General features: G+C 71.6%; 14 protein-coding genes and 1 pseudogene. 8 read left to right on the forward strand and 7 right to left on the reverse strand.

What is annotated here, in order from left to right; translation table 11 throughout:
- The 8 genes and pseudogenes from AB0B89_RS25355 to rpe all read left to right on the forward strand — a co-directional run.
- Positions 1–955, forward strand: a pseudogene (locus AB0B89_RS25355) (primosome assembly protein PriA); the annotation flags it as partial.
- 50 nt (positions 956–1,005) lie between these two features.
- Positions 1,006–2,724 (forward strand): hypothetical protein, encoded by a 1,719-nt coding sequence (locus AB0B89_RS25360; protein ID WP_358557585.1) that lies wholly within the window; start codon positions 1,006–1,008, stop codon positions 2,722–2,724.
- Between the two features lie 63 nt (positions 2,725–2,787).
- Positions 2,788–4,149 (forward strand): hypothetical protein, encoded by a 1,362-nt coding sequence (locus AB0B89_RS25365; protein ID WP_358557588.1) that lies wholly within the window; start codon positions 2,788–2,790, stop codon positions 4,147–4,149.
- Between the two features lie 167 nt (positions 4,150–4,316).
- Positions 4,317–4,865 (forward strand): peptide deformylase, encoded by a 549-nt coding sequence (gene def / locus AB0B89_RS25370; RefSeq protein ID WP_358557591.1) that lies wholly within the window; start codon positions 4,317–4,319, stop codon positions 4,863–4,865.
- A gap of 4 nt (positions 4,866–4,869) precedes the next feature.
- A complete protein-coding gene (gene fmt / locus AB0B89_RS25375) occupies positions 4,870–5,820 on the forward strand; it encodes a methionyl-tRNA formyltransferase (protein WP_358557594.1) in 951 nt (316 codons plus the stop codon).
- Between the two features lie 141 nt (positions 5,821–5,961).
- Positions 5,962–7,296 carry a transcription antitermination factor NusB gene (locus AB0B89_RS25380; protein ID WP_358557619.1) on the forward strand — a complete coding sequence of 445 codons (1,335 nt, stop codon included), beginning with the start codon at positions 5,962–5,964 and terminating at the stop codon, positions 7,294–7,296.
- 61 nt (positions 7,297–7,357) lie between these two features.
- The gene (locus tag AB0B89_RS25385; RefSeq protein ID WP_358557597.1) at positions 7,358–7,852 is read left to right on the forward strand and encodes a cupin domain-containing protein; all 495 of its coding nucleotides are present in this window, start codon (positions 7,358–7,360) and stop codon (positions 7,850–7,852) included.
- Between the two features lie 114 nt (positions 7,853–7,966).
- Positions 7,967–8,629 (forward strand): ribulose-phosphate 3-epimerase, encoded by a 663-nt coding sequence (gene rpe, locus AB0B89_RS25390; RefSeq protein ID WP_358557599.1) that lies wholly within the window; start codon positions 7,967–7,969, stop codon positions 8,627–8,629.
- A gap of 150 nt (positions 8,630–8,779) precedes the next feature.
- Here the strand turns inward: rpe and AB0B89_RS25395 are convergent, their stop codons facing one another.
- The 7 genes from AB0B89_RS25395 to AB0B89_RS25425 form a co-directional block, all read right to left on the reverse strand.
- A complete protein-coding gene (locus AB0B89_RS25395) occupies positions 8,780–12,094 on the reverse strand; it encodes a PQQ-dependent sugar dehydrogenase (protein ID WP_358557602.1) in 3,315 nt (1,104 codons plus the stop codon).
- Positions 12,095–12,196: 102 nt separating this feature from the next.
- Positions 12,197–13,336: a TIM barrel protein gene (locus AB0B89_RS25400; protein WP_358557605.1), complete on the reverse strand. Its 1,140-nt coding sequence runs from the start codon at positions 13,334–13,336 to the stop codon at positions 12,197–12,199.
- 484 nt (positions 13,337–13,820) lie between these two features.
- Positions 13,821–15,005 carry an ROK family protein gene (locus AB0B89_RS25405; protein WP_358557608.1) on the reverse strand — a complete coding sequence of 395 codons (1,185 nt, stop codon included), beginning with the start codon at positions 15,003–15,005 and terminating at the stop codon, positions 13,821–13,823.
- A 117-nt stretch (positions 15,006–15,122) separates the two neighbouring features.
- Positions 15,123–15,866, reverse strand: a complete 744-nt coding sequence (locus AB0B89_RS25410; RefSeq protein WP_358557610.1) for an SDR family oxidoreductase — start codon at positions 15,864–15,866, stop codon at positions 15,123–15,125.
- Between the two features lie 89 nt (positions 15,867–15,955).
- A complete protein-coding gene (locus AB0B89_RS25415; RefSeq protein ID WP_358557613.1) occupies positions 15,956–16,996 on the reverse strand; it encodes a dipeptide ABC transporter ATP-binding protein in 1,041 nt (346 codons plus the stop codon).
- Positions 16,993–18,057 (reverse strand): ABC transporter ATP-binding protein, encoded by a 1,065-nt coding sequence (locus AB0B89_RS25420; protein ID WP_358557616.1) that lies wholly within the window; start codon positions 18,055–18,057, stop codon positions 16,993–16,995. Before AB0B89_RS25420 ends, AB0B89_RS25415 begins: the two co-directional genes overlap by 4 nt.
- 38 nt (positions 18,058–18,095) lie before the next feature.
- Positions 18,096–19,076, reverse strand: coding sequence for an ABC transporter permease (locus tag AB0B89_RS25425; protein ID WP_358557622.1), 981 nt, complete (start codon positions 19,074–19,076; stop codon positions 18,096–18,098).
- Positions 19,077–19,173 lie beyond the last annotated feature (97 nt).

Here is a 19,173-nt window from a genome sequence, read left to right on the forward strand (position 1 = left end):
CGTGGCATGGGCGGCGCTCAAGCACGGCCTCGCGAGCGGCCCGGTCCTCGTCCAGGTGCCGCGCCGCGGCTACCTCCCCGCCCTCGCCTGCCAGCACTGCCGCGCCCCGGCCCGCTGCACCCAGTCCCCGTCCGCGGGACCGGGGGAGGCCGGTGGAGCCGGGGGGGCGTTGTGCGGGGGGCCGTTGGCGTTGCGAGGGGGGCATGCCGCGCCGTACTGCCGGTGGTGCGGCCGCATCGCGGGCACCTGGCGCTGCCAGGCGTGCGGGAGCAACCGGATGAGGGCCGTGGTGGTCGGCGCACGGCGCACGGCCGAGGAGCTCGGGCGCGCCTTCCCCTCCGTCCCCGTGAAGACCTCCGGGCGCGACGGCGTCCTCGCCACGGTGGGGCCGAACCCGGCCCTGGTCGTGGCCACGCCGGGAGCGGAGCCGGTGGCCGCGGGCGGCTACACGGCGGCCGTCCTGCTGGACGGCTGGGCCCTGCTGGGCCGTCCCGACCTGCGCGCGGCCGAGGAGACCCTGCGCCGCTGGATGAACGCGGCGGCGCTGCTGCGCCCTGCGGCAGAGCTGGTCGTGCTCGCCGACTCGGCGGTCCCGGCCGTGCAGGCGCTGGTGCGCTGGGACCCGGTCACCCACGCCGAGCGGGAGCTCGCCGAGCGTGCCGTGCTGGGGTTCCCGCCCGCCGTCCGCGTGGCCACGCTGACCGGCTCCGCCGCCGGGGTCAGGGAGATGGCGGCCGGCCTCACGCTTCCCGAGGGCGCGCAGGTGCTCGGCCCCGTCCCCGTCGACACACCGAGGCACGCGCCGGGCGAGCCGGAGGAACGGATCATGATCCGGGTGCCCCGGGGAGCCGGCGGCGCGCTGGCGCGGACGCTCAAGGGAGCGGAGGGCGTGAGATCCGCGCGTAAGGCTCCCGACCTGGTCCGGGTGTGTATGGATCCGATCGATCTGATCTGACCCCAGGTCGCCGATTCGCGGTGCTGAAAGTAAGCCGTTAGTTTCTCCCTGTGTCGATCGAATGGGTGAACGGGGCCATCGAGGAGATCCGGGCGTGGGGGCGCTCGAAGGATGTCGCGGTGGACGTCGACGAGGTGCGGCTCCTGTGCGACTACGCCAGCGACTACCTGGACGTCAGCGAGCTCTCCGACTTCACGCCCGGCACGTTCGAGCACCTGCTGCTCGACATCTACCCGCGCAAGGTCATCGCCCCGCCCGAGAGCGCGGCGGAGACCGTCGCGGCGGCGCGCACGCTCGTCGACTTCCTGCTCGACAGCGGCGAGATCGGCGCCAAGATGGCCACCCGCATGCGGGCGAAGATCGACGAGATCGCGCCCCAGATGCCGGCGGCCCTGGCCGACACCTCCAAGTTCGGCATGGCCAAGAGCATCTTCGGCGCGATGGGCGCCGACGCCGACGCCGACGCGCTCGGCACCGGGGCGTCCCTCTCCCTGGGTGAGGAGGCGGCCGGGACGCAGCACCTGCGGGGCGTCACGGCCGACGACGAGGGGTGCGACTGCCCCGGCTGCTCGCCGCTCCCGCCCGTACGGCTCGCGCCGCCCGGGGAGGTCGCGCGCGCGGCCCGCGAGACCGGCCTGCTCCGGGACGCCCACCTGGTGGTGGCCTGGATGGTGGAGGGCGGCCACACGCCGACGGTCAAGGGGGCCCTGCGCGTCAGGGACGCGGCGCGCGTCACCCGGGAGCTCGGCGTCGCCTCTCCCTCCCTCGCCTGGGAGCTGGCGGTCGCCCTGGAGCTGGCGGAGGTCTCCCGCGCGGGGGTGACGGCGGCGCCGGGCTTCCGGCCGCCGGCCTCCCGCGACGACGGCGAGGTGCTGGAGCTCTGGGCGGGCACCGTGGCGTTCCTCACCGGCGGCCCGGCGGCGGAGGTCACCGGTTCCGTCCAGGTCGACCGGGAGCTCTACGCGATCCACGAGCTGCTCTACCGGCTGCGGGCGCCCATGGCCGTCCTGGCGGTGCGCGAGCACCTCGACGAGACCTGGGCGGACGACCGCCCCGGGGAGGCCCCCGGCGAGCTGGAAGCGGCGCTCGACGTCCTCGGCCGCTGCGGCACGGTCGAGCGCGCGGGGGAGGCCGTCCGGCTGACCCCGCACGGACTGTGGGGGCTGCGCGAGATGTACTCCCGCATGGGCCTCGCCGCGCCCGTCGCCCCCGACCCCGCCGAGGGAGACGCCGAGGGCCTCGTGGCGGGCCTGCTGGCGGGCGTGTCCGCCGAGCAGGCCGAGCGGGACATAGACGGGTGGCTGGAGCGGCGCTCCCCGGCCGAGGCGGCGCGGGAGCTGTTCGCCGCCGTGAAAGGGGGGACGGCGGTCGCGCGCGGGGTCGCCGTCACGGTCGTCGACGGGCTCGGGCCCGAGGCGGCCCCGGCCGTACGGCCGTTCCTGGACGACCCGGAGCTGCGCCCGCACGTCGTCCACTGGCTGGCCTCCCACGGCCTGAGCGCGCCCGTCCTGACGCCCGAGGAGGTCCTGTGGGTCAGCGTCGACATGCTGGCCCTGGCCATGCCGGGCGCCGAGGACGACCCTGAGGAGTTCGCAGGGAGCCTCGCCGCCGCGGGGCCTCCGGCCCATGTCATCGAGGAGATGTGGCGGGTCGAGCACCCCGACGTCGCCGAGGTGCTCGACCTCCTCGGCCGCCACCTGCCCGATCGCAACCTCGCCAAGGCCGCACGCAAGGCGGCGTTCAAGGCGCGCTCCCGTGGCATTCACTGAGTGGTCTCGGTCAACGTCCGCAGTCCGTCATCGGCTGTGGCTGGTGTGGAGTAAGTTGCCTGAATGGCCAACAGCGGGAACGGCGGCATCTTCGATCTTGGAGAGCTGCGCAACCTCATCGACGAGCTGGGAAGCGTGTCCGGCGAGGAGCGTGAGGCGCTGCTCGCCGAGATGGCGGGCGGCGACGAAGATTGCGACTGCGGCGAGTGCGAGAGCGAGGTGCTGAGCTTCCCGCCCGTCGAGATCGCGTCCTCTGCCGAGCTCGCCGAGGCGGTCCTTTCCGTGCCGCTCGTGAGAGACGCCCGGCTGCTCGCCGCGTGGACCGGCACCCGTGAGGTGACGGGCGAGGGGCTGCTGCTCGCCGCCGACGCCCGCGAGGCCGCGGCGGAGCTCGGCGTCGGCGACGACCGGTTGCGCCTGGCCTGGATCGTCGCCGTCAACACCGGCCTGCTCCGCGTCGTCCGCACCGGCGTCTCCGCCGGGCCCGGCCTGCCTTCCGACCTGATGGAGTTCTGGGACGGTGTGGTCATGGACGTGCTCGACCGCACCGAGGAGGGGCTCACGGGTTCGGCGGTGGCCGACGAGCACCTCACCGAGATGCTCGCCACGATCTACGCCACCAGCGACGGCATCACCTACGCCGCCCTGGTCGAGGGCATGCTCCAGGCCCACGAGATCGGCTGCGAGGCGCGTGCCCCCGAGATGCGGCGGCTGCGCGAGAAGCTTCCCGCCGAGCTCGACGTGGCCCTCGACCTCCTGCGCTACTGCGGGCTCTTCGAGCGCACGGCCGACAGCGTCCGCCTGACCCCGCTCGGCGTGTGGGCCGTGCGGCAAGATCTGCTGCGCGAGGGCCACGACGCGCCGCTGCTGTCGGAGATCGCCGGGTTCGCCGAGCTCAGCGCCGCCGAGTTGGTCGACGCGATGCTGTCGGGCGAGGCGCCGTCGAGCGCCCCGATGCTCTGGGTCGAGCGCCGCGTTCCCGAGGACGCCGCCCGTGAGCTGATCAAGGTCGCGGCGTCCGGCACCGCCGGGCAGCGCGGCGTGATCGGCACGGTCCTTGAGGAGATGGGGCCGGAGGCCGAGCCCGCGATGCGCGAGGCGCTGGCCGAGCCCTCGATGTGGCGGCACGCGGCCGTCTGGCTCGGTGTGCGCGACCTGGACGCTCCCGCCCTCACCGAGGACGACGGCACCTGGCTCGCGGTCGACACGCTGGCGACGCTGCTGCACATCCCCGACGCCCACGAGGCGATGGGCGAGTTCGAGGCGCTGGAGGCCGGAGACGAGCTGCTGCGCCTGGTGGAGGACATGAGCCGCAGCGGCCACCCCGACGCCATCGCCGTTCTTGAGCTGCTCGGCGCCCACCACCCGGACCCCGCGGTGGCCAAGGCGTCACGCAAGGCGGCCATGAAGGCACGGTCCCGCTGATCACGGCCGGGCGTGGCCGTGGGCGGGCGGGGCGTCGCTCCGGGCCTACGGCGGGCGGGGCATGGCTGCGGGCCCGCGGCGCGTGGCGGGCCCGACCGCAAACGCCGCGTTCCCGGCGAGCCATAAACTAGGGGGACCTTCAATTCGTGATGTGAACGGAGTTGTCCGTGGCAATTCAGTCGATCCGCCTGTTCGGCGATCCGGTGCTGCGCACCCCCGCGGAGCCGGTCAGGGATTTCGACAAGGAGCTGCGCAAGCTCGTCAAGGACCTCACCGACACCATGATGGACGCGCCGGGGGCGGGGCTCGCCGCGCCCCAGATCGGCGTGGGCCTGCGTGTCTTCACCTACTACGTCGACGACACGCTCGGCCATCTGATCAACCCCACCCTCGATCTGTCGGACGAGAAGGACGAGGAGGGCGAGGAGGGCTGCCTGTCCTTCCCGGGCCTCGCCTTCCCGACGCCGCGCGCGATCCGCGCCGTGGCCAAGGGGCTCGACATGCACGGTGAGCCCGTCACGATCGAGGGCACCGACCTGCTGGCCCGGTGCGTGCAGCACGAGACCGACCACCTCGACGGCGTGCTGTTCATCGACCGCATGGACCCCAAGCAGCGCAAGCTGGCGATGAAGGCGATCCGCGAGGCCGAGTGGAGCGGCCTTTCGGCTCCCGCGGTCAAGTTCTCGCCGCACGCCACTCAAGGGAAGGCCCTCTAGCACCGTGCGCCTCGTCTTCGCCGGAACCCCGGAAACCGCCCTGCCGTCGCTCCGGGCGCTGCTCGACTCGCCCCGGCACGAGGTGGTGGCCGTGGTGACCCGGCCGGACGCCCAGTCGGGGCGGGGCCGCAAGGTCCACTCCAGCCCCGTGGCGGAGCTGGCCGAGTCCGCCGGGGTCGAGGTGCTCAGGCCGGCCAAGGCGGGTGACCCGCAGTTCCTCGACAGGCTCAGGCAGATCGAGCCCGACTGCTGCCCGGTGGTCGCCTACGGCGCGCTGCTGCCTCAGGCGGCGCTCGACATCCCGCGCCACGGCTGGATCAACCTGCACTTCTCGCTGCTGCCCGCGTGGCGGGGCGCCGCTCCCGTGCAGCACGCCGTGCTGCACGGCGACCCCATCACCGGGGCCGCGACGTTCCAGATCGTCAAGGAGCTCGACGCCGGGCCCGTCTACGGCGTCGTGACCGAGGAGATCAGGCCCACCGACACCAGCGGCGAGCTGCTGGCCCGCCTCGCCGAGTCGGGCGCCGGGCTGCTCGCGGCGACGCTCGACGGCGTGCAGGACGGCAAGCTGGACGCCCGCCCGCAGCCCGCCGACGGCATCAGCTACGCCCACAAGATCGACGTGGTCGACGCCCGGGTCGACTGGACGGCGCCCGCGATGCGCGTCGACCGGCTCGTCCGAGCCTGCACGCCCGCTCCGGGCGCCTGGGCCGAGTTCCGCGGCGGGCGGCTCAAGCTCGGCCCCGTCCGGCCGGTGCAGGACGCCACGGCGCTGGTCCCCGGCGTGGGGACGCTCGCGCCCGGCGAGATCGCCGTCGCCAAGAACACCGTCCTGGTGGGCACCGCGAGCCACCCGGTGCTGCTCGGCGAGGTCCAGCCGCAGGGCAAGCGCCAGATGACGGCCGGCGAGTGGGCACGCGGTGCCCGCGTCGAGGCCGGCGACCGGCTCGGCTGACCCGGACATGGGCGGACGCGAAGCTGGTGGGGATCGGGCAGACCGGTCGGACATGACTACGGGGGAAATGTGACGCCGGGGGACAGACAGGCGGGCCGGTCGAAGAACGGGGGCCGTGCCCACGGGAAGCGGCCGAAGCCGGTGCGCGACGAGGCGCGCAACGTCGCCTACGATCTCCTGCGGGCCGTCGACGAGCGCGACGCCTACGCCAACCTGCTGATGCCCACGCTGCTGCGCGAGCGCGGCCTGGCCGGGCGGGACGCCGCGCTGGCGACCGAGCTGGCCTACGGCACCCTGCGCGGCCTCGGCACCTACGACGAGATCATCGCAGCGTGCAGCGACCGGCCCCCCGAGGAGATCGACCCTCCGCTGCTCGACGCCATCCGCATCGGCGTCCACCAGCTCCTGAAGACCCGGGTGCCCCCGCACGCCGCCGTCAGCGCGACCGTCGACCTCGTACGGCTGCGCATCGGCGTGGGCGCCTCCAAGTTCGCCAACGCGATCCTGCGCAAGGTCGCCACCAGGGACTTCCACCAGTGGCTGCCCATCGTGGCCCCGAGCTTCGAGGACGACCCGATCGGCCATCTCGCCGTCGCCCACAGCCACCCCCGGTGGATCACCTCGGCGCTCCGTGACGCCGTGGGGGGCGACGCCGAGGAGACCGCCGCGCTGCTCGCCGCCGACAACGAGCGTCCGGGGGTGACCCTGGTCGCCTGGCCGGGGCGCAGCACGGTCGGCGAGCTGGTCGACGGGGGCGCCGTCCCCGCGCGCTACTCGCCGTACGCGGCCTATCTGCCCGAGGGCGACCCGGCCTCGATCGAGGCGGTGTCGCAGGGCCGCGCGGCCGTCCAGGACGAGGCCAGCCAGCTTGTGGCCCTGGCCCTGACGCGGGTGCCGGTGGAGGGTTCCGACCGCCTGTGGCTCGACATGTGCGCCGGCCCGGGGGGCAAGGCGGGGCTGCTCGACGCGCTCGCCATCCAGGACGGGCGCCACCTGCTGGCCTCCGACCAGCGGTTCCACCGCGCCAGGCTGGTGTGGAAGGCGACGCGCAGGGCCGGGGTCGTCACCGCCGACGGCACCGAGCCCGCCTGGCGGGCCTCGGCGTTCGACCGGGTGCTGGTGGACGCGCCGTGTACGGGTCTCGGCGCTCTGCGCCGTCGTCCCGAGGCGCGCTGGCGGCGCTCCCCCGAGAGCGTGCCGGAGCTGGCCGCGCTCCAGCGCCGCCTGCTCGGCTCGGCCCTGGACGCCGCCCGGCCGGGCGGCGTCGTGGCCTACGTCACCTGCTCGCCGCACCTGGCCGAGACCCAGGCCGTGGTCGGCGACGTGGCGAAACGCCGCAGCGACGTGGAGATCCTCGACGCCCCCGCGTTCCTGGACGAGGTCGACCATCTCGGCGACGGGCCGTACGCCCAGTTCTGGCCGCACCACCACGGCACCGACGCGATGTTCCTGGCCCTGCTCCGCAAGGGGTCCTGACCGGCGCTCCTCGCCGGGGCGGTGGCGAGCAGTGATGATCGTACAAAGTGGAAGGGGCGACATGTCATATCCGGAGCCGACGTACTTCGCCGCCGAGGGCGAAGTCAGCGCGACGTACCGGCGTGCCGGGCACGCGGCCGAGCTGACCATCGGCCAGGGCGGCACGGAGGTCAGCTACCTGGCCACCGGCGCGACGACGAACGGCCAGTTCGGCCTGTACCGGTGGGACATGGGCCCGAAGCCCAGCGGGCCGAGCGCCCACTTCCACCGCACGATGTCGGAGTCGTTCTACGTCCTGTCCGGGACGATCCGCCTCTACAACGGCGACACGTGGATCGAGGCGACCCCGGGCGACTTCCTGCACGTGCCGGAGGGCGGTGTCCACGCGTTCCGCAACGAGTCGGGTGAGCCCGCGTCGATGCTGCTGCACTTCGCTCCGGGCGCGCCGCGCGAGGCCTACTTCGAGGAGCTCGCCGAGATCGCCGCCACCGGCCGCGGCCTGACCCCCGAAGAGTGGACCGACCTCTACCTACGCCACGACCAGTACATGGTCTGACCCGGGTGGCGACGGGGACGAGGCCCGCGAGATCCCCGTGCCCCGCCGCCTGGTCATCCGGCAGAGCACCGCCGGAGGACGTGACCGGGCGCGGACGTCCTAGACTGCGGCATCATGGCCGTACAGATTTCACCAAGCATCCTCACCGCCGACTTCGCCCGACTGGCGGACGTGGCCGCCAAGGTCGCGGGCGTGGCCGACTGGCTGCACGTCGACGTGATGGACAACCACTTCGTGCCCAACCTCACCATCGGGCTGCCGGTGGTCGAGTCGCTGCTCAAGGCGACCGACCTGCCGCTCGACTGCCACTTGATGATCGAGGACCCTGACCGCTGGGCCCCCGCCTACGCCGAGGCGGGGGCGGGCAGCGTCACGATCCACGCCGAGGCCGCCAAGGCCCCGGTGCGGACCCTGCGCCAGATCAGGTCCGCCGGCGCGAGGGCGGGGTTCGCCCTGAACCCGGGCACGGCGGTCCAGGACTACGAGGACCTGCTCAGCGAGATCGACATGCTCCTGGTGATGACCGTCGAGCCCGGGTTCGGCGGGCAGTCCTTTCTCGACATCATGCTCCCGAAGATCCGCAAGGCGCACGAGCTGATCGGCAAGCACGGCGGCGAGATCTGGCTCCAGGTGGACGGCGGGGTCTCGGCCAAGACCATCGAGCGCTGCGCCGAGGCCGGCGCCGACGTGTTCGTCGCCGGCAACGCGGTCTACGGCTCCGACGACCCGGCGAGGGCCGTACAGGACCTCCGCGCCCAGGCCGAGCGCGCGCTCTAGCGCCGGACCGCCTGCCTTCGCCGCGTCTCCCTTTCCCCTCGCCGCGATGCGGTGGGGATCCAAGCCAGGGCGGGGAGAGCCCCTGGGTTCTCCCCGCCCTGATGCGCACCGGCCCGAGCCCTGCCGTGAGCGGGGCCCGGGCCGGTGGGCCTAGCCGCGCAGTCGTGCGATCAGGGCTTCCGCGTCGCGGACGAGCACGTCGCGTACATCCGGGTCGGTCACCTTCTGCGGGTCACGGGCGAACTCCGTGAACTGGTCCAGCTTCTTGATCGCCTTGGCGGGCGCGTCCTTGCCCGCCTGCTTCTCGGCCTCCTTGAGTTGCGCCGCGAGCGAGCCGCTGTGCACCTTTCCCGCCGCACTGAAGGCGTCAAGGAGAGCGCCGAGGTCGGTGAAGGAGGTCGTGACCTCGAACGTGACGGTCTGCTTGGTGGTCTGCCCTGCCTTGTCCTTCGCTGTGACGGTCAGCGTGTGCCGGCCGAGCGCCAGTTTCCACAGGGCGAGCGGCTGCCCGGAGACGACCGCCTTGTCGTCGATCGTCGCCGTCACGCTCGCCACGCCCGAGGTCGCGTCGGACGCCGAGAAGACGGGCGTGACCGAGGCCGAGTCGCCGTACTGCCTGGCCTCCACCCCGCTCACCGACAGCGCCGGGGCGGTCTTGTCGATCCGCACCGTGATGGTGCCGACCTGCGAGACGTTGCCGCCGTTGTCGGTCGCCCGGTAGCGCACCTCGGTCGTGCCCTCGGTGCTCAGGGTGACCGGGTTGTTGGCGTTCGACCAGGTCGTGCCGCCGTTGAGCGAATACTGACGGCTCGACACCGTGCCGTTGTCGGTGGCGGTGACCGTCAGCGTGACGTTGCCGGTGTACCAGCCGTTCTCGCCGCCGGGCTGGGCCGGGTTGAGCGTCGCCGAGACCGTCGGCGGCGTCTTGTCGGCGGCGCCGTCGCCCACGAAGGTGAACGCGTCGACGTCGACGCCGCCCGTCGAGGTGACGTACAGCTTGCCGCTGCCCGTGGGGGCGTTCGGCAGCCCGGTGGTGACCGTCTGCCAGCCCGTCCCCGCGGGCACCGTGACGGTCGCGAACGGCGCGGCCGCCGGGGAGTTCCAGCGCAGCGACAGCGTGCCCGCGCCGGAGGCCTGCGTCTTCACCGACGTGATGCCGGCGAGGTTCACCGGGTCATAGGCGATCCAGTCCCCGGCGTCGAACGAGGTGATCTTGCTCAGCCCGGACGCGGTCTCGTCCGGGGTCCTGGTGACGCCGCTGAGGGCGTCGGCGTGCTCGGCCTGCATGAGCTTGGGGTTGAGGATGAGCGTCGTGTCGCCGAGCGCGCCGGGGATGCCGTTGGCGCCGTTGTCCCGGTAGCTCACCACGACGACGCCGAAGATGTTCTCGGTCACGCCGTGGTCGGGCGCGTCCGCGGGCGTGGCCCACGCGCCCGTACAGCCGGTGCCGGTGGTGATCGGGTGGGCGTGGGTGTCGTGGCCGAGGCCGAACGTCCACTGCACCCTGCCGCAGACGGGGCTGTTCCCGTCCTCCTCGTCGGTGACCTCCACGCGGAACGGCACGGCGTTGCCCCAGTCGATGAACGCGCCGTCGCCGGGAGTGGCGATGGTCACCTTCGGCGCGGTGTTGCCCACGCTGATCTCGATGGTGGTCAGCCCGAACTTGCCCTGCGCGTCGGTCACCCGCAGCCGGGCGATGTACTGGCCGAGCTTGTCGTAGGTGTGCGAGGCGGTGACGCCCGTGGCGTCGAAGGAGCCGTTGCCGTCGAAGTCCCACTCGTAGGTCAGCTGGCCCGGCTCGGTGTCGGTGGACGCCGCGCCGCTGAACCCGACGGTGAGGGGAGCGGTGCTGCTGGACCGCTTGTCGACGGCGATCTTCGCCTGGGGCGACTTGTTCCCCGGCGTGTAGTCGATGCGGTACAGGCCCGCCTCGGGGTTCTCGCGGAAGAAGCCGTTGCCGTAGTCGAGCACGTACAGCGAGCCGTCGGGGCCGAACTCGATGTCCATCGGGCTGTCGGTGATGGGCATCGCCATCTTCTTCAGCTCGCTGTTCGGCAGGAACTGCTCGATCGCGGTGACCGGCCCGTCCGAGCCCGTCACGGTGAACGCGGCCAGGTAGTCCTGCGAGAACTCCGCGAAGAAGAACTTCTTGTCCCAGTACTGCGGGAACTTGGTGGGCGAGGGGTTGTCCGCGTCGTAGTGGTAGACCGGGCCGCCCATCGGGCCCTGGCCGTTCTGCTGCAGGTCGAAGTCGGTGAGCCCGGCCCACTCGGCGGGCTGGTGGGTGTTGTTGTCGCCGTAGTACAGGTCCGCCGGCGTCGCGGGCGGCAGCTTGTCCAGGCCGGAGTTCCACCGGGAGGTGTTCGACGGCCCTGCCGCGCAGTCGAACCACTCACGCGGCGTGGCGGTGGCGAAGTTCCAGTTGTTGTAGTTGAAGTTGTCGCCCGTGCAGTACGGCCAGCCGGCGTTCACCGGCTTGGTGATGGGGGTGACGTTCCACTCCACGTACCCCATCGGGCCGCGGGCCGCGTCCGGAGCGCCGGCGTCGGGGCCGTAGTCGCCCCAGGAGACCGTGCCGGTGCCGGGGTCGACGTCCATGCGGAACGGGTTCCGCACGCCCGTCACGAAGATCTCCGGACGGGTCTTCGCGGTCCCCACCGGGAACAGGTTGCCGGCGGGGATCGTGTACGAGCCGTCGGCCCCCACCTTGATCCGGAGGATCTTGCCCCGCAGGTCGTTGCTGTTGCCCGCGCCGCGCCGCGAGTCGAAGCCGGGGTTCATGCCCGGGGCGTCGTTGTTGGGCGCGAAACCGTTGGCCCCGGGGGCGCTCGCCGGGGTGTTGTCACCGGTCGCGAGGTAGAGGTTGCCGTCGTCGTCCCAGTCGAAGTCGCCGGCGACGTGGCAGCACTGCCCGCGCTGCGTCTCGACCTTGATGATGACCTGCTCGGTGGTCAGGTCCAGGGCGTCACCGGTCCACTTGAACCGGGAGAGCTGGTTGTAGCCCTTCCACTGGTTCCAGTACGTCTCGTCGGCGCCGGCGGGCACGGCGTTCGGCGAGGCGCCGGTGGGGGTGGTCTCCGGGTAAGGCGCCGTCATGGTCTTCGGCGCGTAGTAGACGTAGACCCACTTGTTGTCGGCGAAGTCCGGGTCGATCCCGATCGTCTGGAGACCGTCCTCGGAGTTGTTGTAGACCGGGATGGTATTAATGATCTTGGTGATGCCGGTGGCGGGATCGGTCAGCCGGATGTCGCCGGTGCGCGCGGTGTGCAGCACGCGCCTGTCGGGCAGCACCGCCATGTCGATCGGCTCGCCGACGCTCTTGCTGAGGGTGATCTTCTCGTAGCTGGACCACTCGGTCGCGGGGTCGTGCCCCGGGTGCGCGTAGGCGGGGACGGCGCCGGGCGCCGTCAGCGACAGTGCCATGGCGGCCACGACACCGCCGAGCAGGGTACGGGTAAGCTTCAACAGCTGCGCCTCTTCTTCTGGGGGGGCTCAGATAGAGGGCGGGCCGCCACGCGTGCCGCTGCAAGGAGCACGTGGCGGTCCGCCGGGGACCGTCGGGGTTCGCTACCCCCGCAGCGCGGCCATGTTGTCGTAGCTCACCTCGGCGTACTGCAGTGACTGCCCCGGGTTGGCCGTGCCGCCGGGGGCGTTGTCCTGCTCGTACATCGGGTTGTGGGATCCCTTGGCGCCCACGCCCCTGAAGAAGGCGGCGTAGTCGATGTCACCGGTGCCGAAGGGCACCATGTCGTAGCCGTTGCCGGTCGCCGGGTTGGACCTGCCGTCCTTGGCGTGGAACAGCGGGAAGCGCTTGGTGTTCGGCCTGACCACCGACAGCGGGTCGAAGATGTCGGTCTGGACCGAGCCGTCGGGCGCGGTGAACGTACGGTGCTTGTACTGGGCCACGTGCGCCCAGAAGATGTCCATCTCCAGGTGGACGGCCTTGGGGTCGCTGATCTGGAGGAAGTACTCCAGCCTGCGGATGCCCGACGAGCGGGTGGGCCGGCCCTGCGCGTCGAGCGGGCCGCTGTCGAGCAGGAAGCTGTACGCCACGTCGTGGTTGTGAGTGTAGAGCTTGAGCCCGGCGTCGCGGGCGATCGAGCCGAGCGCGTTCCACTTGGCGGCGGCGATGTCCCAGTCGGCCTTGTAGGCGCTGCCCGTGGGGTCGTTGCCCGTCCCCACGTGGTCCATGCCGAGGATGTTGGCGATCTCCAGGTGCTGCTTGAAGCGGTCCAGGTCGGGCTGGGTGAACGGCCACGAGCCCGGGATGTAGCCGTGGTTGCCCTGCGCTTTGAGGCCGTTGTCGTCCAGCCACCCACGCAGCAGTCGGGCGCCGGCGACGCTCTCCAGGTTCGCGCCCCCCTCGGAGTTGGCGTGCTGGGTGTAGCCCGCGAACTCGACCTGCGCGTAGCCGATCCGCCCGAGCTCCTCGAAGACCTTGCGGAAGCCGGAGGCCAGGGGGGTCGAGTTCGGGTCGCGCGAGATCGCGTCCCGGACGGTGTACAGGATGATGCCGCGCCTGGGCGGCGGGATGAGGACGCCGTTCGGGCCGGCGGCCGCGCGGGCCGCGGACCCGAGCCCGCCGACCGCGGTGACGGCGGCCACCGCGGTGACCCCGGTCGTGGCCGCCAGGAACTGACGCCGGTTGAGCCCCAGACCGCGGCGCAGCGCGCCGCCCACCTGGATCTCCTCTTCGTGTGCACTCATTGCGTTGTACTCCCGCCTTGCGCGTGGGTGGTGAAGAACGTGCTGGTCCCCGATGCCGTGGCAGAGCTGGTGGCCGGCTCCTTTCCGTTCCGGACGCAGCGACTCCCTCGGCACTTGTGGCCCCGGTGTGCTGCCGGTCGATGCCGCCGCTCGGCTCACTCCAGCCCCTTGTTACTGTGCGAAGAACTTGGCGTGGAAGTTACGCGGCTTTTGCCGGTTTTGGAAGAAGTTTCGTCATCTCAATTTGGACTTTTCCTCACAGCTGGACAAAGTCCCTGCTTAGACCGGTTTGTCCCTGGTGACCGGATGTGTCGAGGCGAGGCGCGGTGGACCCTCCGGCCGGCCGGGCGGCTCCAGTGTGGACCCTTGCCAGTGGCGGATGTCCTACCTAGGATCCGAAATGTCGCAGTAATGCGCTGTATCACCGCGATGATGGAGATCTGCCGTGCGCCTTGTCGATGGCCGACCGGCCGTGGACCCGCGGCTAGGCGTGCGCGGCGAACACGTGGTCGCTGATCAGGCGGGTCGCCCCGAGGACGCCCGCGGTGTCCCCCAGCTCGGACAGCACGATGGGGAGGTTCCCCGTGGCCAGGGGCAGAGACCGCTGGTAGACGACGCTGCGGACCTGGGCGAGCAGCACGTGGCCGAGCCCGGCCACCCCGCCCGCGATGATCACCAGGCCGGGGTTGAAGAAGCTCACCAGGCTCGCGAGCACCCTGCCGACCCGCCGGCCCCCGTCACGGACCATGCTCAGCGCCATCGCGTCGCCCGCGACGGCCCCCGCCCCGACGTCCTCCGCCGTGAGCGCGCCCCTCTCGGCGAGCAGCGCGGTGAGGAACGCGGAACGGCCGGACCGCCCCGCCGCGAGGGCGTCCCTGGCCAGGGCGGCGCCTCCGAAGTAGGCCTCCAGGCAGCCGGTGTTGCCGCAGGCGCACATGGGGCCGTGGTCGTCGACCTGGATGTGCCCGATGTCGCCCGCGCTGCCGGTCACCCCGTGGTAGATCTGGCCGTCGACCACGATGCCGCACCCGATGCCGGTCCCGATCTTCACGAGGAGGAAGTCGTCCACCGACCTGGCGAGCCCGGCGTGCAGCTCGCCGAGCGCCATGATGTTCACGTCGTTGTCGACGAGCACGGGACAGCCGAGCTCCTCGCTCATCGCCTCCCGCACCGGGTAGCGGTCCCAGCCGGGCATGATCGGGGGCGCCACCGGCACGCCCTCGGGGAAGCTGACCGGACCCGGCAGGCCGACGCCTGTGCCGTGGATCTCGCCGGCGATGCCCCTGGCCCGCAGCTTGTCCAGCAGCTCCCGGGCCTGGGCGAGGACGGCGGCCGGGCCCTCGCGGATGTCCGCCGGGGCGGACAGGTGCCCGAGCACCTCCAGCTCGCCGTTGGTCACCGCCACGTCGATCGACGTGGCGCCGATGTCGATGCCGGCGAACCGCAGGTCCGACGCGATGCGCACGATGCCGGAGCGCCGGCCGCCACGGGAGGCCGCCAGCCCGGCGGGCTCCACGAGCCCGAGATCGGCGAGCCGGTCGAGCTCCACGGCCAGCTTCGACCGGGAGAGCCGGACGACGTCGCCGAGCTCGGCGCGCGAGCGTGGGCCCTCTCCGCGCAGGAGCAGGAGGAGCCGCGACTGATGGATGTTTTCGGGGCGAGCTGTCATTCGCCGGACGCGCCCTCCAGGTCGGGGACTGCGCGAGTGAGGATGGCTACCTACGCGGGCACCGCGCGAAGTTCTGCCGCATAGTACCCCTTCTTCCTCTCACTGGACAAAGTCCGGTCAGACCAGGCCTCCGGTGGCGAGGATGTTCTGCCCGGTCACCCAGCGGCCGTCGGGACCGGCGAGGAACGCCACGACGTCGGCCACGTCCGAGGGCTGCCCGACGCGGCGGAGCGGGGTGATCGCGGAGACCATGCGCAGCCGGTCGGCCGGATTGGTGGCCCGCAGCAGGTCGGTGTCGGTGGCGCCGGGGGAGACGGTGTTCACGGTGACGCCGCGCGGGCCGAGCTCCTGCGCCGCGACGGCGGTGAGCTGCTCAAGCGCCCCCTTGCTGGCGGCGTACGGCGCGATGCCGGGCGCCGGGCGGGCGGTGTTGAGGGTGGAGATGTTGACGATGCGGCCCCCGTCGCGCAGGTGCCTCGCGGCGTACCGGATGATGACGAAGGCCGACCTCGCGTTGACCGTCATGACGCGGTCGAACAGCTCGTCGCCGGTCTCGGCGATGGGGGCCGGGGTGAAGGTCGCGGCGGCGTTGTTGACGACGATGTCGAGGGCTCCGAGAAGCTCGGCGGCCCTCTCCATCACCCGCTCGGCGGATCCTGGCTCGCCCAGGTCGGCCTGGATCCCGTGGGCCGCGCCGTCCTCGGCCTTCACCGTCTCCTCGACCTCCGCCGCGGCCCCGGCGTTGCTCGCGTACGTGAACACGACCTCGGCGCCGTCGCGGGCGAGCCGTTCCACGATCGCCCTGCCGATGCCCCGGGACCCTCCGGTGACGACGGCCATCTTCCCCTGAAGCGCTGCCACTGCTGCCTCCACCCTCGTTCGCCTGTCACGGGCCTGGCTCGAACCTATGGCGTCGCGACGATCAGTGCCAGGGGAGGAGGCGGACGCGGTCAGGCGAGCGCCGGGTCCAGGACGATCTCCTTCTCGCCGTGGGTGGTGGGCTCCTCGGGGAAGTGGCAGGCGGTGAGGTGACCCTCGCGGTTGCCGCCGATCTGGATCAGCGGCGGCTCCTCGGCCGCGCACTTCTCCTTGGCCTTCCAGCACCGCGTGCGGAACCGGCAGCCGGACGGCGGGTCGATCGGCGAGGGCACGTCCCCGGCCAGGCGGATCCGCTCGGTCGCGACGCCCTCCTCGGGCACCGCCACCTCGGGCACGGCGGACAGCAGCGCGTGGGTGTAGGGGTGGCGGGGCCGCTCGTAGATCGAATCCCGGTCGCCGACCTCGACGATCTTGCCGAGGTACATCACGGCCACGCGCTGGGAGACGTGCCGTACCACCGCGAGGTCGTGGGCGATGAACAGGAACGCGATGCCGAGGTCGCGCTGGAGCTGCTGCAGGAGGTTGACCACCTGGGCCTGGATGGACACGTCCAGCGCGGACACCGGCTCGTCGGCCACGATGAGCTTGGGAGACAGGGCCAGCGCGCGGGCGACGCCGATGCGCTGCCGCTGTCCTCCGGAGAACTCGTGGGGGAACCGGTTGTAGTGCTCGGGGTTGAGGCCGACGATCTCCAGCAGCTCCTGGACGCGCTTCTGCCGCCCGCCTTCGGGCTGGATCCCGTTGACCTCCATGGGCCCGCTGATGATCGTGCCCACGGTGTGACGCGGGTTCAGCGACGAGTACGGGTCCTGGAAGATCATCTGGATCTCGGAGCGGATCGGCTTCAGCTCGCGGCGGCTGGCGTGGCTGATGTCGTTGCCACGGTAGCGGATCGTGCCGGCCGTCGGTTCGAGCAGCCGGGCGACCAGGCGGCCGGTGGTGGACTTGCCGCAACCCGACTCGCCCACCAGGCCGAGGGCCTCGCCGGCCCCCACGGTCAGGTCGATGCCGTCCACGGCGTGCACGCGCCCGACCTGGCGCTTGAAGACCATCCCGCCCATGACGGGGAAGTGCTTGGTCAGGCCGGACAGCTCCAGCAGAGTCTCGGTCACAGTCGTTCCTTGATGGTGCCGTCGAAGATTTCCCGCTTCTGCGCGAGCGTCAGGTAGCAGGCGTCCCTGTGTCCCTCCGCCGGGGACAGCTCGGGCCGCTCGCGGGCGCACAGATCGGAACCGACCACCTGGCGGTAGTCGCACCGGGGGTGGAAGGGACAGCCCGGAGGGGGGTTGAGCAGGCTGGGCGGCGTGCCGCGCACGGGCAGCAGCGGAAGGTCCACGTTGGAGTTCAGCTTCGGCATCGAGCCGAGCAGGCCCCAGGTGTAGGGATGGTGCGGCTCGCGCAGCACCTGCTGGACGCTGCCCTGCTCGACCGACCGCCCCGCGTACATCACCAGCACGTTGTGCGCGGTCTTGGCCACCACGCCGAGATCGTGGGTGATCAGGATGATGGAGGTGCCGAAGTCCTGCTGGAGGTCATTGAGCAGGTCGAGGATCTGCGCCTGCACGGTGACGTCCAGGGCGGTCGTCGGCTCGTCGGCGATGAGCAGGTCCGGGTCGCACACCAGCGACATGGCGATCATGACGCGCTGGCGCATGCCGCCGGAGAACTGGTGGGGGTAGTCGTCCACCCGGGTCTTGGCGTGGGGGATGCCCACCCGCTCCAGCATCTCGACGGCCCGTGCCCGGGCGTCCTTCTTGCTGGCGCCCTTGTGCTTGCGGTAGACCTCGGAGATCTGCCGGCCGACCGTGTGGTACGGCGACAGCGAGGTCAGCGGGTCCTGGAAGATCATGGCGACCCGGTTGCCGCGGAGCTTCTCCATCGTGGCGCGGTCGGCGCCGATGAGCTCCTGGTCCTCCAGCCAGATCTCCCCGCCCATCTTGGTGTGGGCCGGGTCGTGCAGGCCGAGGATCGCCAGGTTGGAGACCGACTTGCCCGACCCGGACTCGCCCACGATGCCGAGGGTGGTGCCCTTCTCCAGGTCGAACGAGAGGCCGTCCACCGCGTGGACGACGCCGTCCTCGGTGCTGAACTCCACCGAAAGGTCGCGGACCGACAGGAACGGCCCGGGACCACGCGGTGCAACGGGCTCGCGGTCCCAGGTGACGGTGGTCACTTGCTGCTCCTCGGAGTCGTACGTGTGCGCATGGCCGGTCAGCCCAGCCTGACGCGCGGGTCGATGAAGGCGTAAAGGATGTCCACCACGATGTTCAGCAACACGATCGCGAACGCTCCCACCAGGGTGACACCGAGAAGCATGGGCAGGTCGGTGTTCTGCACGGCGCGTACGGCCAGTTCGCCGATGCCGTGCAGCGTGAACGTCTGCTCGGTGATGATCGCGCCGCCGAGGAGGGTGGCGAGGTCCACGCCGAAGATGGTGACGATGGGGATCATCGCGCCACGCCAGGCGAACCGGAGGAAGACCGTGCGGCTCGACATGCCCTTGGCCCGCGCCGTGCGCACGTAGTCCTCGGCGAGCTGCTCCACCATCACCGACCTGGTCATGCGGGTGTAGTTGGCGGTGAAGATGATCGACAGCACGACCCACGGGATCAGCAGGTGGATGAACCACCCGAGCGGGTCCTCGGTGAACGGGACGTACGAGGGGCGCGGTAGCAGGCCGAGGCTGTCCACGATGAAGAAGACCAGGATGGGCCCGATGAAGTAGATCTGCAGCGAGGCGCCGACCACCGACGACGTGCTGGCGATCTTGTCGAGCGGCTTCCCCTGCTGCCAGGCCGCGATCATGCCGGTGACGATGCCGAAGCTCAGGAGCACGGCCGCCGCGCCGATGGTCACCGAGAGGGTGACGGGGAAGCGGTCGATGATGGCCGAGAAGACGGGCTCCTGGGTGGCGAACGAGTAACCGAGGCAGGGCGCGAAGCACTCGCCGAACTGCACGAGGTCGCGCCCGGCGAAGATGCCGATCAACCAGTGCCAGTACTGCAGGAACAGCGGCTCGTCCATGCCCAGGTTGTGGCGGATCAGCGCGAGGTTCTGGGGTGGGCAGATCTTCCCGCAGAAGGCCCGGGCGGGGTCGCGGGGGATCGCGTAGAAAAGGAAGAACGTGACGGCACTGATGATCAGCAGGATCACGACTGCGCCGATGAGTCGACGGACGAAAAACCGGAACATGGCCTCGGGCTTCTTCTCCTGCTGGGTGGGACTGAGAGCCGCGGGGGGGGGGGGGGGGGCGGCGGGGGGGGCGAGGTTGGGTGGAAGTGTTTTATGA

Source organism: Sphaerisporangium sp. NPDC049002, assembly GCF_040649355.1.
GTDB lineage: Bacteria > Actinomycetota > Actinomycetes > Streptosporangiales > Streptosporangiaceae > Sphaerisporangium.

Excerpts from the sequence above, each read along its gene's own strand:
- AB0B89_RS25365 (WP_358557588.1), top strand. The coding sequence starts at position 2,788 with ATGGCCAACAGCGGGAACGGCGGCATCTTCGATCTTGGAGAGCTGCGC.
- AB0B89_RS25405 (WP_358557608.1), bottom strand. The coding sequence starts at position 15,005 with ATGACAGCTCGCCCCGAAAACATCCATCAGTCGCGGCTCCTCCTGCTC.
- AB0B89_RS25400 (WP_358557605.1), bottom strand. The coding sequence starts at position 13,336 with ATGAGTGCACACGAAGAGGAGATCCAGGTGGGCGGCGCGCTGCGCCGC.
- AB0B89_RS25425 (WP_358557622.1), bottom strand. The coding sequence starts at position 19,076 with ATGTTCCGGTTTTTCGTCCGTCGACTCATCGGCGCAGTCGTGATCCTG.
- AB0B89_RS25385 (WP_358557597.1), top strand. The coding sequence starts at position 7,358 with ATGTCATATCCGGAGCCGACGTACTTCGCCGCCGAGGGCGAAGTCAGC.
- rpe (WP_358557599.1), top strand. The coding sequence starts at position 7,967 with ATGGCCGTACAGATTTCACCAAGCATCCTCACCGCCGACTTCGCCCGA.